Here is a 13316-nt window from a genome sequence, read left to right on the forward strand (position 1 = left end):
CTAGGTCAGGACACCAGCCCGGCGAGCTTGCGCAGCGACTCGTTCAGCGCGGCCGTACCCGAGTCCTTCAGCCTCCCCGCCATCAGCGTGACCGCGGCGCCCGTGAACTCGCCGTCGATACGCACCTTCGTGGCGTCGCCGTCGGGGGTCAGGGTGTAGCGCGTGGCCAGGTTCACGGCCATCGGGCCCTTGCCGGTGATGGCGAGGACCCGGGCCGGGTCCAGCTCCGAGATGGTCCACTCGACCTCGGCCGGGAACCCCATCAGCTTCATGTTCTCCTGGAAGGTCCCGCCCACTTCGAGGGAGGTCGGGCCGCCCTGCGGAAAGCTGGTGTGGGTGGCGTTCCACTCGCCGTAGGCGGGCCAGTCCGTGAGCTGTGCCCAGACCTTCTCGGCCGGCGCCTCGATCCGTGCCTCCGCGCTGATTTCGGGCATGCGACCACCTCTTCGTGTCGGGCTGTGGTGTCGCGGAAAGTAACCGCAGAGGTCGCAACATTCAATACTGATGAACCGTCAGGAATTGTGGAGGGCGACCGCCCTCGGGGCTCAGCCGACCCGGCGGATGACCGCCGCGTCGAACTCGTCCCACGCGCGCGGGAGGGCGCTCTCGTCGTGGCAGTGCCAGGCGTCCCAGAACAGGTCGGCGGGCAGCGCGTCGTCCGGGGCGTACACCCGATACACGTACTGCTTGCCGTCGACGGCCGGCAGGGCGACCAGCCAGCTCCCGCGCTCCATGCACCTGTTGGACGTGAGAGGGGGCATTCCGGTTGCGTGCCGGGCGTGCCGGGGCGCACGCGCCCCTCGGGCCGACTCGGCCTGATCTCATCCGTAGGGAGGAGATTTCGGCGCCCCGGGTCCACTCTGTGTGGGACGCCGAAATGCTTCCCGTCGGGGATGACCGGAGGCGGAGAGCCTGATGGGGTAAGGGGTGTGCAACCCCGTATCCCCCGGCAGCAGGTCGGCGACCAGTCCGCCGGGCCGCGCCCGGACAACGATGCCGGGCTCAGCGACGAGCTGGCCTCGGTCGTCACCGGCGCCCGCCGCCGGGCGCTGCGCGACGGGGACCGGCAGATCGACACGGCCCATCTGCTGCACTCGCTGCTCGAGTACGACCCCCAGGCGCGCGCCGTCTTCGGCGACGGCCCCGGCATCGCCCGGCTGCTCGGGTACCTGGTGCAGCGCAGCATCGGCTACGGGCTGCGCTGGCAGGGCTCGGTCGAGGACTCCGGCGCCGTCCCCGTGGTGACGGCGGCGGAAGGGATGTCGCCGCTGGCCGCGGGCGCCATGGAGTACGCCCGCGAGCGCGCCGCCGCCCGGGGTGACGGCGCCGCGCTCGGCATCGACCTGCTGGCCGCGCTCGTCGCCGACCGGCAGGCTCGCGCCGTGGAGGTCCTGGACCGCGCCGGGATCGACAGCCACGAGATCCTCGCCCGCGTCGAGCGGTTGCCCGCCGAGTCGTGGTGACGTCCGGGCGTCGCGGCGGGGCTCCGCGACCCGGCCGCGCGTCCAGCCGGTGAGACAGGTGTCAACAGGGGTGACGCTCATGTCGTCGCCTGTCATCATGTGGCGGTGCACAGGTCTGAGAGCAGTCGGGGCGGCCACGGCAAGGGAGCCGGGCTCGGGCTGGCGTTGGCATCCGCCGTCGCCTTCGGCGGGTCGGGTGTCGCGGCCAAGCCGCTGATCGAGGCCGGGCTGGACCCGCTGCACGTGGTGTGGCTGCGGGTGGCCGGCGCGGCCCTGGTGATGCTGCCGGTCGCCGTACGCCACCGTGCCCTGCTGCGCCGCCGCCCCGTCCTGCTCGCCGGCTTCGGCCTGCTGGCGGTGGCCGGGGTGCAGGCCTGCTACTTCGCGGCGCTCTCGCGCATCCCCGTCGGGGTCGCGCTGCTCGTCGAGTACCTCGCGCCCGGCCTCGTGCTGGGCTGGGTGCGGTTCGTGCAGCGGCGCCCGGTGACCCGCGCCGCCGCGCTCGGCGTGGTCCTCGCCGTCGGCGGCCTGGCCTGCGTCGTCGAGATCTGGTCGGGCCTGGGTTTCGACGCCCTCGGCCTGCTGCTCGCCCTCGGCGCCGCCTGCTGCCAGGTCGGCTACTTCGTCCTGTCCGACCAGGGCAGCGACGCGGGCGAGGACGCTCCGGACCCGCTCGGCGTCATCGCGTACGGCCTGTTGATCGGCGCGCTCGTGCTGACCGCGGTGGCCCGCCCGTGGACCATGGACTGGACCGTACTGACCGGCACCGCGCGGATGGACGGCGATCCGGTCCCCGCCGGCCTGCTGCTGGCCTGGATCGTCCTCGTCGCCACCGTCCTGGCCTACGTCACCGGTGTGCTGTCGGTGCGGCGGCTCTCCCCGCAGGTCGCGGGTGTCGTTGCCTGCCTGGAAGCGGTCATCGCCACCGTGCTGGCCTGGGTGCTGCTCGGCGAGCACCTCTCCGCACCGCAGATCGTCGGCGGCGCGGTCGTCCTGGTGGGCGCGTTCATCGCCCAGTCGTCGGCGCCGGGGAAGGGCACGGGCGCGCCGGTGGCCGGCGGACCGGCCGGCGCGGAAAGTGGGTTGCCCGCCCGCGAGACCGCCGCCTAGGGTCCGGTCCGTGCGTTCGACCACCTACGTCATCGTCTCTCCGCCCGCCGCCTGAGGCGGGCTCCCGAACAACCGCGCCCGGCACTGCCAGGGCGCTGACGGTGCTGCCCGCGGACGAGGTCCGTTCATTCGTCGACTTCCGCGTGGCCGCCGCCCGAGGGCCGCCGCCACGCGGCTGCGGAGAGACTCGTGTCGAACGCTGTTTCCGGCCTGCCCGTGGGGCGGGGCCTTGGCTGTCTCATCGTCGCCGGTGCCGTCTGGGGCACCGCGGGCGCGGCCGCGTCGCTGGTCGGGAGAACCAGCGACATGGGCCCCGTCGCCCTGTCCTTCTGGCGCTGCGCCGCCGGGCTCCTGCTGCTGCTCGCGGTCCGCGCCCTGCGCCGTACGCCCGGCCCGGCCGACCGGGACCCGCTCGGCCGCCGGATCACGCGGGGTGCCGCGACCGGGCTGGGGCTCGCCGTGTTCCAGGCGGCCTACTTCGCCGCCGTCTCGGCCACCGGCCTGGCCGTGGCCACCGTCGTCACCCTGGGCACCGGCCCCGTCCTGGTCGCGCTCGCCGCGCGGCTGGTCCTGGCGGAGCGGCTCGGACGCGGTGGCGCGGTCGCGGTCGCCGGAGCGCTGCTCGGGCTGGGCGTCGTCGTCCTCGGGGGAGCGGGGGCGACGGTGCGGCCGTGGGGTGTGCTGCTCGCCGTGCTGTCCGCCGTCGGTCAGTGCGCGATGACGCTGCTCACCCGACGGGACGGGGCGACGGACGCCTCCGCGGCGGCCGTGGCCACCTTCGCGGGGGCTTCCCTGTGGCTGCTGCCGCTCGCCCTGACCGCGGGACTGCTGCCGCGGATCGCCGAACCTGGCCCGTTCCTGCTGCTGTTCGCGTACCTCGCGACCGTGCCCACGGCTCTCGCGTACACCCTCTACTTCGCGGGTGCCGCCGTCGTACGGTCGACCACCGTCGCCGTGATCATGCTGCTGGAGCCGGTCGGCGCGACCGTCCTCGGCTTCGCTGTGTTCGGCGAGCGGCTGACCGCGGTCACCCTTACCGGAATCGGGCTGATGCTCGCCTCCGTCGCGGGCCTGGCGCGCGCGGAGACGAGGGAGTCACCGCAGAGGTGAGAGGAGAGGGACCCTCCCCCGTGAGGTCCCTCTCCTCAGTGATCTGCGTCGGCACGGCTGTTCGTGTCACACCTGGTGTCACACCCCGTGCCGGCGCAGCAGATGCTCGCGCGCGGCGGCGTCCCGCGGGCCGCCCCGCTCGTCCAGTCCGGCAAGCACCCGCTCCCGCACCTCGGGCTTGCGGCCCGCGTACTTGAACTTCGCCCGTACGTCGACGACTTCGAGCCGCAGCCCGCGCAGACCGGACAGCAACCTGCCGTACGGCACCTCGCCCACCGCCACCTCCGCCGAACCGCCCTCCGGCTGGAAGTGCCCGAGCTGACGGTTGAGCAGGGCGGCCTTCTCCGCCGGGTCGTCCACCACGTGGGCGCGGCAGCGCAGTTGTACGGCCGCGTAGTAGCTCGTCGGCGTGCCGTGCTCGGTCGGCTCGCCCGGCGCGACCTGCCAGTACCCCGGCGCGTAGACGTAGTCGTCGACCACGCTCAGCAGCACCTCGGGTCCGGCTTCCAGCGCGGGCCACAGCGGGTTGGGCCGGGCGAGATGGGTGAGGACCTCGGCGCGTCCGGCGTCGTAGACGAAGTGCAGCGGCTGGACGTACGGTGCCTCGCCCGGCGGGCCGCTGACGGCGAGCTGCCCGAAGTCGTGCACGGCGAGCCACCGTTGCCACTCGGTGTCGTCCAGTGCCGCGTCCCAGGGGTGGATGAGCATCACGGCACCGCCAGGTAGTCGGGGAGGCCGATGCCGGGGGTCAGGTCGCCGTCGGCGACGGGGGTCTCGTAGCCCTTGCGCAGCGGGACGACGCCGGCCCAGTGGGGGAGGGACAGGTCCTCGGGCTCGTCGTTCACACCGCCGGTGCGGAGCTTGGCGGAGACCTCGTCCAGGTCGAGCCGGATCACGGCGGTCGCGGCCAGCTCCTTCTTGTTCGCGGGCCGGGAGTCCGCCGCCCGCCCGGGCACGACGTGGTCGACCAGCGCGTCCAGCGCCGCGCGCTTCTCCTCGGGGTCGGTCACGTCGTGGGCGATCCCGTGCACCACGACCGACCGGTAGTTGATCGAGTGATGGAAGGCCGAACGGGCCAGGATCAGCGCGTCCACGTGCGTGACCGTCAGACACACCGGCAGGCCGGGGTCGGCCTGGCCGGTCATCCGCAGCGGGCGCGACCCGGTGGAACCGTGCACGTACAGCCGGTCGCCGACCCGCCCGTACAGGGTGGGCAGCACCACCGGCGCCCCGTCCCGCACGAAGCCCAGGTGGCAGACGTACCCCTCGTCGAGTATCGCGTGCACCAGCTCCTTGTCGTACGACGCCCGTTCCGCGGAACGGGTGGGGACGGTGCGGTCGGTCGGCGTGTAGGCGGTGGCCTGCGATGTCGGCTGGGCGGTCCCCTGCATGGCGGTCTCCGTGATTCCTCGACTTGCTGAACAATATTGCACTAGTGCATAATCTGGTTTGTGCTAGGAGGATATCGGATCGAGGGTCGGGGCGCAGCAGGGATTGCGGCCAGCGTCGAGCGCGCGGTGGGCTCGGGCGAGCTGGAACCGGGTCAACTGCTGCCTCCCATGCGGGAGTTGGCGGTCGAGCTGGGGGTGAACCCCAACACGGTCGCGGCCGCCTATCGCATCCTGCGTGAGCGCGGGGTGATCGAGACCGCCGGACGCCGGGGCAGCAGGGTGCGCTCCAAGCCGGCCACGACGGGCCGCGAGTACGTGCGGATGGACGTGCCCGAAGGGGTGCGGGACGTGGCGAACGGCAACCCGGACCCGGCGCTGCTGCCACCGCTGGGCAAGGCTTTCGCGGCGGCGGCCGAACAGCACGACCGGCGGCCCGTCCTGTACGGGGACGCCCTGGTCGACCCGGAGCTGGAGAGGGCCGCGCGGACCCGGCTCGACGCCGACGGCGTCCCGGAAGGCCCGCTCGCCGTGCTCTCCGGCTCGCTGGACGCCATCGAGCGGGTCCTCGCCGCCCACCTCAAGCCCGGCGACACGGTCGCCGTGGAGGACCCGGGCTGGGGCAGCCTCCTCGACCTGGTCCCCGCCCTGGGCCTGCGCACGGCCCCGGTCGGCGTCGACGACGAGGGCCCGCGCCCCGCCGACGTCCGCCGCGCCCTCGACGCCGGCGCCCGCGCACTCGTCGTCACCGACCGCGCCCAGAACCCGACCGGCGCCGCGGTGACCGCCACGCGTGCGCGTGCCCTGCGCGCCGTGCTGCGCGATCACCCGGAGGTCCTCCTGATCGAGGACGACCACGGCCACGGCATCGTCGACCTGCCCCTCCACCCCCTCGCCGGCGTCACCCGCCACTGGGCCTTCGTCCGCTCGGTCGCCAAGGCCTACGGCCCCGACCTCCGCCTGGCCGTCCTCACCGGCGACCCCACCACGGTCGACCGGGTCACGGGCCGCCACCGCCTGGGTCCCGGCTGGGTCAGCCGCATCACCCAGCGCGCCGTGGTCGAACTGTGGAGCGACGACACGCTCGACACCGGAGCTGTGGCGGCGGCCTACCGCGAACGGCGCGACCTGCTGATCGACGCGCTGGCGGACCGGGGCGTCGAGGCACACGGCCGCAGCGGCATGAACGTCTGGATCCCCGTCCCCGACGAGACCGGAGCCGTCGCCCGCCTCCTGCACGCGGGCTGGGCGGTGGCCCCGGGCGCCCGCTTCCGCCTGAGCGCCCCACCCGGCATCCGTATCACGGTGTCGACCCTGGGGCCGCAAGATGTCGTTCCCTTGGCGGACGCGGTGGCCGGGGCGGTGGCCCCGTCACCCACCAGGAATTACGTGTGAGCGGTCGCTGCGACGTCCCAGGGGCGCGGGGAACTGCGCGACCAGCCCCATCGAACCCGCAGCCGCCAACGCTCCCCGCCCCCACCCCCCTAACGCTCCCCGCCCCCACCCCCTAACGCGCCCGCCCCCTCACCGCCCCTTCCCCCGCACCTGCGTCAGCGCCGCCCCGGCCAGTACGATCACGGCCCCCACGGGCGTGGACCAGCTCAACGACTCCCCGAGAATCGCCACACCCGCCCCCGTGGCGATGACGGGTATGAAGTACGTGACCATCTGAGCCGTCGTCGGCCCGACCTCGGCGACCAGCCCGTACTGAATCAGAACGGCCAACCCGGTGCCCAACGCCCCCAGCGCGGCGACCGCGAGCAACGGCACCACGGCGACCCGCCCCGGGAAGGAGGTGAACAGTGGTGTCACGACAGCGAGTTGCACCGTCGCCAGCAACAACTGCGCCCCGGTCAGCGACAGATGCGAATACCCGGATCCGGCCAGCGTGCGACGGACGTAGATCCACCCGACCGGATAGCTCAGCGAGGCCAGCAGCGCCATCGCGGTCCCCCTGCCGTCCAGCCCGTGGAACCCCTGCCAGGCGCCGAGGACCGTCAGCACCCCCAGGAACCCGATCCCCAGCCCCGCGACCCGCACCCGGGACGGCCGGTCCTCGGACAGCGCGACCAGGGACAGCGCCATGCCCCACAGCGGCGAGGTCGCGTTGCAGATCCCCGCCAGCGTGGACGGGATCGTCAGCTCGGAGTACGCGAACAACGAGAACGGCAGCGCGTTCAGCAGGAACGCGGCCACCGCCAGATGCCCCCACGTCCGCAGCCCGCGGGGCAGCCGCGCCCGCTTCACCGCCATCGCCAGCGCGAGCACCGCCGTCCCGAACACCAGCCGGCCCAGCGTGACCTGGAACGGCGCGTAGCCGTCCGTACCGACCTTGATCAGCAGAAAGCTGAAGCCCCAGATCAGGGACAGGGCGCCGAAGCGCAGACGCCAGTCGAGGGCAGGGCGGCGGACGGGAGCGGGCGCGGCGGTCCGGGCCGTGGTCACGGTGGTCATGACCGTAACCATGCGACAGAACAATCTCGTAGCACAATCGAGTTCTTCTCCGGATACCTCGTAGTATTGCTTACATGTTGAACCTGGAGCGCCTGCGCACCCTCGACGCCCTCGCCCGGCACGGCTCGGTCAGCGGCGCGGCCGAGGGTCTGCACGTGACGACGTCGGCGGTCTCGCAGCAACTGTCCAAGCTGGAAAGGGAAGTGGGCCAGCAGCTCGTCGCGAAGAACGGCCGCGGCGTGCGGCTCACCGACGCCGGCCGGCTGCTCGCGGAGCACGCGGCCCGCATCCTCTCCCAGGTCGAGCTCGCCCAGTCCGACCTGGAGGCGCACCGCGGGGAGGTGGTCGGCGAACTCCGCCTCGCCGCGTTCCCGACCGCCGCGCGCGGCCTGTTCCCGGTCGCGCTGTCACAGCTGCGCAAGGCGCACCCGGGCCTGCGCACCACCTCGCGCGAGATGGAGCCCGAGCCGGCCGTGCTCGCCGTGATGCGCGGCGACTTCGACCTCGCCGTCGTCCTGGACTGGTACAACAGGCCGCTGCCCATGCCGGAGGGGCTGGTCAAGGCCGTCATCCTCGACGACACCGCCGACGTGGCCATGCCCGCCGACCACCGGCACGCGGACCGCGCCGAGGTGGACCTGGAGGACTTCGCCGACGACGACTGGGTCACCTGGAACGAGAACGAGTTCTGCCACGAGTGGCTGATCCACACCCTGCGCTCCAAGGGCATCGAACCGCGCGTCGCCCACCGCGCCGAGGAGCACCCCACCCAACTCGCCCTCGTCGGAGCGGGGTTGGGCGTGTGCGTGGCGCCGCGACTGGGCCGCGGTCCGGTGCCGGAGGGTGTACGCACCGTGCCCGTACGGCAGTCGGTGCGGCGCCAGATCTACGCCGTCTGGCGCGCGGACGCCGACCGCCGCCCGTCGATCCGGGCGGCGGTGGAGGCGTTGCAGGAGGCGGGGCGGACGGTGGGCTAGGCGGGCCCCAGCTTGCGGAAGTCCCAGGAGACGATCTTGTCCGGGGTCAGTCGTATCCAGGCGTGGCGGCCGTCGTGCGGCATCTCCTCCAGGCCGAAGTTCTTGCGGGCGAACAGCGTCTCGGGGACGTCGAGTTCGGCGCACAGCTCGCCGGTGCGCGGGAACTCGCCCACGAACTCGACCGATCCGGACAGCTCGACGCCGCGCAGCTCCTCGTACTCCTCGCCCGTGTCCACCACGATCGCCACCCGTGGGTCGCGGCGCAGGTCGGTCCACCGCTTGCTGCGCACGACGGAGTACAGCCACAACGACGTGCCGTCCCAGGCGAACCACAGGGTGCTGACGTGCGGAGCACCGTCCTTCGACACGGTGGCGACCCGACAGGTGCGCTGGCTCACGAGGAACTCGTCCAGCTCGCCGGGCGTCATCATGATCTTCCGGCCTCGACGCTGAGTGACGGTCATGTGTCCCCCTCTTCTCTCACGTCGTGTCAGAGGAACTCGGATGATCCTCTGACATCACGTCAGAAAAGGATGGGTCGTCTTCCGTCCTCGCGCAATGGTGGTTACTCTCGCGCCCGCTGGGGACCGCAGGCGACCAGGGGGAACCGTGCCGTCGTACGAAAAGCTCAGTGAGCTCCTCGACCCCGCCACGACCGTGCTGCTCACCGTCGAGTGCCAGCAGGGCGTCGTCGGCCCGGACAGCGCCCTGCCCGAACTCGCCCGTGAGGCACGCTCGTCCGGCGTCCTCGCCAACATCGCGCGGCTGGTCGCCGCCGCCCACGACAGCGGCGTCCAGGTCCTGCACGCCGTCGCCGAGCGGCGCCCGGACGGCCGCGGCGCCAACCGCAACGCCCGTCTCTTCCGGGCCGCCGAACGCCTCCCCGTCCAGCAGCTGTCCGGAACCACGGCGGCCCGGGTGGCACCCCCGATCGAGGTGGCCGAGGAGGACCTCGTCGTACGACGGCTCCACGGACTGTCCCCGATCCAGGGCACCGACGTCGACGCGCTGCTGCGCAACCTGGGCTGCCGCACCCTCGTCGTCACCGGCGTCTCGGCCAACGTCGCGATCCCCAACGCCGTCTTCGACGCGGTCAACCGCGGCTACACCGTCGTGGTGCCGTCCGACGCCATCGCGGGGGTGCCCTCCGACTACACCCCCGCGATGATCCGCCACACCCTCGCCCTGGTCGCCACGGTCGCGACCACGGACGAGGTGCTGGGCTGTCTGCGACGGCCCCGGGGCGCCCGGGTCACGACAGCGTGATCGAGTCCCCGCTCACCGTCACCTTCTCGGCCGTCAGCCCCGTGGTCGCCGGGCCCTTCTTCACACTGCCGTCCTCGACCGAGAACTGACTGCCGTGGCACGGGCAGACGATGACGCCGTTCGCGATGCTGCTCACCGCGCACCCCGCGTGCGGGCACTTGGTGGAGAAGGCCTTGAAGGTGCCCGAGGCCGGCTGGGTGACCACCACGGCCTGGTCCTTGAAGATCTTGCCGCCGCCCTCGGGGATGTCGGCGGTCTTCGCCAGGGCCGTGCCGCCGCCCGAGCCGGTGGAGGCGCTCGCGCCGGTGTCACCGGTGGTGCCGCCGGTGGTGTTCGCGCCGGCCTGGGTGTTCGAGCCGGACGAGGCGGAGTCGTCGTCGGAGGAGCCGCACGCGGTCAGCGCGACGGCGAGTCCGGCCGCGCCGACCGCCGCCACGACGGTCCGGCGGCCGGGCGCCGCGGTGGGGGGAAGCGATTCGCTGGTCGTCATGCCGACGTCCCTTCATAGCAAGCTTCGTAGATCTGGACAGGGGTACGGGCTGGAGCCGTTGGTTGTTCAGACGATGTCGAGATCTAAACGCGTTCGAGTTCAGGGCGGGGTAAACCTGAGCTGTCGGTTCGCTGTCGGCCAGTAACCTGGGGCGATGCTCAAGGAAGTCATCGCGACCCGGTACATCACGCCCCTGCGTGAGGGCGGCTCGCTGCCGGGACTCGTCGAGGCCGACGACTTCGGGACGTACGTCATGAAGTTCACCGGCGCCGGACAGGGCCGCAAGACTCTGGTCGCCGAGGTCGTCTGCGGGGAACTCGCCCGCAGGCTCGGCTTCCGGATGCCCCGCCTGGTGACGCTCGACCTCGACCCGGTGGTGGGCCTCGGCGAACCGGACCAGCAGGTGCAGGAGCTGCTGAGGTCCAGCGGCGGCACCAACCTCGGCATGGACTTCCTCCCGGGCGCGCTCGGCTTCGACCCGCTCGCCTTCGAGGTGAGCGCCGAGGAGGCCGGGCGGGTCCTGTGGTTCGACGCGCTGATCAACAACGTCGACCGCTCCTGGCGCAACCCCAACCTGCTGATGTGGCGCGGCGAGCTGTGGCTCATCGACCACGGCGCCACCATGATCTGGCACCACAACTGGCCCGGCGCCGAAGCCTCCGCCGCCCGCCCCTACGACGCCTCCGACCACGCCCTGAGGTCCTTCGCGCCGGACGTCGCCGGGGCCGCAGCCGAGCTGGCGCCGCAGGTCACCGAGGACCTCCTGGCCGAGGTCACCGCCGAGGTCCCGGACGCCTGGCTGGCCGGCGAACCCGGCTTCGACACGCCGGACGACCTCAGGCGCGCCTACGCCCGGCCGCTGCTGGCCAGGGCCGCGTCCGTCCACGAGCGCATCACGGGAATCGAGGCAGGCAAGTGAGCGAGCGCCACATCCACATGGCAGGCGCCGTGGTCGAGCGGCACATCATCCGGGGCGGCGAGGCCAACGAACGGGACGTCTTCGAGTACGCCCTGCTGCGCGTCGTGCCCCGCGCCGAGCGCGGCGAGTGCATCAACGCCGGCGTCCTGCTGTACTGCCGCGCGAAGGCCTACGTCGGCGCTCGCACCCACCTCGACGAGGCGCGGCTGCTCGCCCTCGACCCGCAGGCCGACGTGGCCGGCATCCGCGCGGCGCTCGGCGCCGTCGAGCGGGTCTGCGGCGGGGGAGAAGCGGCCGGACAGGCCGCCGGCGAGGACGCCGGACGGCGCTTTCGCTGGCTCGTCGCGCCGCGCTCCACGGTCGTGCGGCCCGGACCGGTGCACACTGGGCTCACCGCCGATCCGGCGGCCGAGACGGAGCGCCTGCTCGACCTGCTGGTGAGGTAATCGATCACACCGGGCCCGTGTGACGTTGACACCGCGTGCCAGGGCTTCTAGCGTCACGTGCGACGAAGGTACTAAGCGGTCGCTCACCGGGCCGCGGGTTCTCTCAAGGGCGAGGAGAAGCAGCAATGTCCACCACTGAGCAGCGGGTCGCCGTGGTCACCGGCGGAGCGCGTGGGATCGGCGCCGCCACCGCCGTACGACTGGCCGCCGAGGGTCGCGCGGTCGCCGTGATCGACCTCGACGAGGCCGCCTGCAAGGACACCGTCGAGAAGATCACCGCGGCGGGCGGCAAGGCCATCGCGGTCGGCTGCGACGTCTCCGACGAGGCGCAGGTCGAGGCCGCGATCGCCCGCATCGCCGAGGAACTCGGCGCGCCGACGATCCTGGTCAACAACGCGGGCGTGCTGCGCGACAACCTGCTGTTCAAGATGAGCGTCTCCGACTGGGACACCGTCATGAACGTCCACCTGCGCGGCGCGTTCCTGATGTCGAAGGCCTGCCAGAAGCACATGGTCGACGCGGGCTTCGGCCGCATCGTCAACCTGTCCTCCTCCTCGGCGCTCGGCAACCGCGGCCAGGTCAACTACTCGGCCGCCAAGGCCGGTCTGCAGGGCTTCACCAAGACCCTCGCCAAGGAGCTCGGCAAGTTCGGCGTCACCGCCAACGCGGTCGCGCCCGGCTTCATCGCCACCGAGATGACCAAGGCCACCGCCGACCGCGTCGGCATGGGCTTCGAGGACTTCAAGGCCGCCGCGGCCACCCAGATCCCCGTCGCCCGGGTGGGCGAGCCCGACGACATCGCCAACGCCATCGCCTTCTTCACCGGCGAGGCGGCCGGATTCGTCTCCGGCCAGGTGCTGTACGTCGCCGGCGGACCGCTCGACTAGGAGAACTCCCAGCCATGACTGAACTCCCCGCACTCTCCGGCAAGGTCGCCCTCGTCACGGGCGCCAGCCGCGGCATCGGCTACGGCGTCGCCGAGGCGCTCGTCGCCCGCGGCGACCGCGTGGCCATCACCGGCCGCAACGAGGACGCCCTGAAGGAGGCCGTCGACCAGCTCGGCGCCGAGCGCGTCATCGGCATCGCCGGCAAGGCGCACGACCTGGAGCACCAGGCCGAGGCCGTCGAGCGCACCATGGAGGCCTTCGGCCGCGTCGACTTCCTGGTCAACAACGCCGGCACCAACCCGGTGTTCGGGCCGATCGCCGACCTCGACCTGAACGTGGCGCGCAAGGTCTTCGAGACCAACGTGATCTCCGCGCTCGGCTTCGCGCAGAAGACGTGGCACGCCTGGCAGAAGGACAACGGCGGCGCCATCGTCAACATCGCCTCCGTCGCGGGCCTCGCGCCCTCGCCCTTCATCGCCGCCTACGGCGTCAGCAAGGCCGCGCTGATCAACCTGACCCAGCAGCTCGCGCACGAGTTCGCGCCCAAGGTGCGGGTCAACGCGATCGCCCCGGCCGTGGTCAAGACCAAGTTCGCGCAGGCCCTGTACGAGGGCCGGGAGGCCGAGGCGGCCGCCGCCTATCCGCTGGGCCGGCTCGGCGTGCCGTCCGACATCGGCGGCGCCGCGGCGTTCCTCACCTCCGAGCAGTCCGACTGGGTCACCGGCCAGACGCTCGTGGTCGACGGAGGCATCTTCCTGAACGCCGGAGTGGCCTGACGCCACCCGCCCGCGAGGGTAACGATCGGG

The 13316-nt window shown here is 72.5% G+C and carries 17 protein-coding genes; 10 read left to right on the forward strand and 7 right to left on the reverse strand.

Annotated elements, in window-relative coordinates; all coding sequences use genetic code 11:
* Positions 1 to 5: 5 nt before the first annotated feature.
* Both ACIGDI_RS04905 and ACIGDI_RS04910 read right to left on the reverse strand, forming a co-directional pair.
* On the reverse strand, positions 6 to 434 hold the full coding sequence (locus ACIGDI_RS04905; RefSeq protein ID WP_399890601.1) for an SRPBCC family protein: 429 nt from the start codon (positions 432 to 434) through the stop codon (positions 6 to 8).
* 111 nt (positions 435 to 545) lie between these two features.
* Complete coding sequence (locus tag ACIGDI_RS04910; protein ID WP_399892923.1) at positions 546 to 734, reverse strand: hypothetical protein; 189 nt, start codon at positions 732 to 734, stop codon at positions 546 to 548.
* Between the two features lie 195 nt (positions 735 to 929).
* Between ACIGDI_RS04910 and ACIGDI_RS04915 the strand changes: the two genes are divergently transcribed.
* The 3 genes from ACIGDI_RS04915 (at position 930) to ACIGDI_RS04925 (ending at position 3683) form a co-directional block, all read left to right on the forward strand.
* Positions 930 to 1463, forward strand: coding sequence for a Clp protease N-terminal domain-containing protein (locus ACIGDI_RS04915; RefSeq protein WP_399890603.1), 534 nt, complete (start codon positions 930 to 932; stop codon positions 1461 to 1463).
* A gap of 99 nt (positions 1464 to 1562) precedes the next feature.
* Positions 1563 to 2573, forward strand: coding sequence for an EamA family transporter (locus tag ACIGDI_RS04920; protein ID WP_399890605.1), 1011 nt, complete (start codon positions 1563 to 1565; stop codon positions 2571 to 2573).
* Between the two features lie 189 nt (positions 2574 to 2762).
* Positions 2763 to 3683: a DMT family transporter gene (locus ACIGDI_RS04925; protein WP_399890607.1), complete on the forward strand. Its 921-nt coding sequence runs from the start codon at positions 2763 to 2765 to the stop codon at positions 3681 to 3683.
* Positions 3684 to 3761: 78 nt separating this feature from the next.
* Here the strand turns inward: ACIGDI_RS04925 and ACIGDI_RS04930 are convergent, their stop codons facing one another.
* On the reverse strand, positions 3762 to 4391 hold the full coding sequence (locus ACIGDI_RS04930; protein ID WP_399890609.1) for an FMN-binding negative transcriptional regulator: 630 nt from the start codon (positions 4389 to 4391) through the stop codon (positions 3762 to 3764).
* On the reverse strand, positions 4391 to 5074 hold the full coding sequence (locus tag ACIGDI_RS04935) for a pyridoxamine 5'-phosphate oxidase family protein (RefSeq protein ID WP_200703941.1): 684 nt from the start codon (positions 5072 to 5074) through the stop codon (positions 4391 to 4393). Before ACIGDI_RS04935 ends, ACIGDI_RS04930 begins: the two co-directional genes overlap by 1 nt.
* A gap of 60 nt (positions 5075 to 5134) precedes the next feature.
* On the opposite strand from ACIGDI_RS04935, the gene ACIGDI_RS04940 reads away from it, so the two are divergent.
* The gene (locus ACIGDI_RS04940) at positions 5135 to 6466 is read left to right on the forward strand and encodes an aminotransferase class I/II-fold pyridoxal phosphate-dependent enzyme (RefSeq protein WP_399890611.1); all 1332 of its coding nucleotides are present in this window, start codon (positions 5135 to 5137) and stop codon (positions 6464 to 6466) included.
* A 129-nt stretch (positions 6467 to 6595) separates the two neighbouring features.
* Here ACIGDI_RS04940 and ACIGDI_RS04945 read toward each other — a convergent pair whose 3' ends face one another.
* The gene (locus tag ACIGDI_RS04945; protein ID WP_399890614.1) at positions 6596 to 7525 is read right to left on the reverse strand and encodes a DMT family transporter; all 930 of its coding nucleotides are present in this window, start codon (positions 7523 to 7525) and stop codon (positions 6596 to 6598) included.
* A gap of 74 nt (positions 7526 to 7599) precedes the next feature.
* Here ACIGDI_RS04945 and ACIGDI_RS04950 point away from each other — a divergent pair, with 74 nt between their 5' ends.
* Positions 7600 to 8502 carry a LysR family transcriptional regulator gene (locus ACIGDI_RS04950; RefSeq protein ID WP_399890617.1) on the forward strand — a complete coding sequence of 301 codons (903 nt, stop codon included), beginning with the start codon at positions 7600 to 7602 and terminating at the stop codon, positions 8500 to 8502.
* On the opposite strand, the gene ACIGDI_RS04955 is transcribed toward ACIGDI_RS04950, so the two are convergent.
* Positions 8499 to 8966, reverse strand: a complete 468-nt coding sequence (locus tag ACIGDI_RS04955; protein ID WP_142150175.1) for a pyridoxamine 5'-phosphate oxidase family protein — start codon at positions 8964 to 8966, stop codon at positions 8499 to 8501. The two genes, ACIGDI_RS04950 and ACIGDI_RS04955, sit on opposite strands and share 4 nt — an antisense overlap.
* Positions 8967 to 9111: 145 nt before the next feature.
* On the opposite strand from ACIGDI_RS04955, the gene ACIGDI_RS04960 reads away from it, so the two are divergent.
* Complete coding sequence (locus ACIGDI_RS04960) at positions 9112 to 9768, forward strand: cysteine hydrolase (RefSeq protein WP_399890620.1); 657 nt, start codon at positions 9112 to 9114, stop codon at positions 9766 to 9768.
* On the opposite strand, the gene ACIGDI_RS04965 is transcribed toward ACIGDI_RS04960, so the two are convergent.
* The gene (locus ACIGDI_RS04965; protein ID WP_399890623.1) at positions 9755 to 10258 is read right to left on the reverse strand and encodes a Rieske (2Fe-2S) protein; all 504 of its coding nucleotides are present in this window, start codon (positions 10256 to 10258) and stop codon (positions 9755 to 9757) included. The genes ACIGDI_RS04960 and ACIGDI_RS04965 overlap by 14 nt on opposite strands.
* A gap of 154 nt (positions 10259 to 10412) precedes the next feature.
* Between ACIGDI_RS04965 and ACIGDI_RS04970 the strand changes: the two genes are divergently transcribed.
* The 4 genes from ACIGDI_RS04970 to ACIGDI_RS04985 all read left to right on the forward strand — a co-directional run bounded on the left by ACIGDI_RS04970 (position 10413) and on the right by ACIGDI_RS04985 (position 13286).
* Positions 10413 to 11177: a HipA family kinase gene (locus ACIGDI_RS04970; RefSeq protein WP_399890626.1), complete on the forward strand. Its 765-nt coding sequence runs from the start codon at positions 10413 to 10415 to the stop codon at positions 11175 to 11177.
* Positions 11174 to 11623, forward strand: a complete 450-nt coding sequence (locus ACIGDI_RS04975) for a DUF3037 domain-containing protein (RefSeq protein ID WP_272178767.1) — start codon at positions 11174 to 11176, stop codon at positions 11621 to 11623. The genes ACIGDI_RS04970 and ACIGDI_RS04975 overlap by 4 nt, the downstream gene beginning before the upstream one ends.
* A gap of 125 nt (positions 11624 to 11748) precedes the next feature.
* The gene (gene fabG, locus ACIGDI_RS04980; protein WP_399890629.1) at positions 11749 to 12510 is read left to right on the forward strand and encodes a 3-oxoacyl-ACP reductase FabG; all 762 of its coding nucleotides are present in this window, start codon (positions 11749 to 11751) and stop codon (positions 12508 to 12510) included.
* A gap of 14 nt (positions 12511 to 12524) precedes the next feature.
* Positions 12525 to 13286, forward strand: a complete 762-nt coding sequence (locus ACIGDI_RS04985) for an SDR family oxidoreductase (protein ID WP_399890632.1) — start codon at positions 12525 to 12527, stop codon at positions 13284 to 13286.
* Positions 13287 to 13316: the final 30 nt, after the last annotated feature.

Origin of the sequence: Streptomyces sp. NPDC085900 (genome assembly GCF_044540925.1) — a bacterium.
Lineage (GTDB): Bacteria > Actinomycetota > Actinomycetes > Streptomycetales > Streptomycetaceae > Streptomyces > Streptomyces gilvifuscus.

What these genes read in the sequence shown, in the direction of transcription:
- ACIGDI_RS04935 (WP_200703941.1), bottom strand. Translation starts at nt 5,074, where the DNA reads ATGCAGGGGACCGCCCAGCCGACATCGCAGGCCACCGCCTACACGCCG.
- ACIGDI_RS04905 (WP_399890601.1), bottom strand. Translation starts at nt 434, where the DNA reads ATGCCCGAAATCAGCGCGGAGGCACGGATCGAGGCGCCGGCCGAGAAG.
- ACIGDI_RS04965 (WP_399890623.1), bottom strand. Translation starts at nt 10,258, where the DNA reads ATGACGACCAGCGAATCGCTTCCCCCCACCGCGGCGCCCGGCCGCCGG.
- ACIGDI_RS04930 (WP_399890609.1), bottom strand. Translation starts at nt 4,391, where the DNA reads ATGCTCATCCACCCCTGGGACGCGGCACTGGACGACACCGAGTGGCAA.
- ACIGDI_RS04945 (WP_399890614.1), bottom strand. Translation starts at nt 7,525, where the DNA reads ATGACCACCGTGACCACGGCCCGGACCGCCGCGCCCGCTCCCGTCCGC.
- fabG (WP_399890629.1), top strand. Translation starts at nt 11,749, where the DNA reads ATGTCCACCACTGAGCAGCGGGTCGCCGTGGTCACCGGCGGAGCGCGT.
- ACIGDI_RS04955 (WP_142150175.1), bottom strand. Translation starts at nt 8,966, where the DNA reads ATGACCGTCACTCAGCGTCGAGGCCGGAAGATCATGATGACGCCCGGC.
- ACIGDI_RS04985 (WP_399890632.1), top strand. Translation starts at nt 12,525, where the DNA reads ATGACTGAACTCCCCGCACTCTCCGGCAAGGTCGCCCTCGTCACGGGC.
- ACIGDI_RS04950 (WP_399890617.1), top strand. Translation starts at nt 7,600, where the DNA reads ATGTTGAACCTGGAGCGCCTGCGCACCCTCGACGCCCTCGCCCGGCAC.
- ACIGDI_RS04970 (WP_399890626.1), top strand. Translation starts at nt 10,413, where the DNA reads ATGCTCAAGGAAGTCATCGCGACCCGGTACATCACGCCCCTGCGTGAG.
- ACIGDI_RS04910 (WP_399892923.1), bottom strand. Translation starts at nt 734, where the DNA reads ATGGAGCGCGGGAGCTGGCTGGTCGCCCTGCCGGCCGTCGACGGCAAG.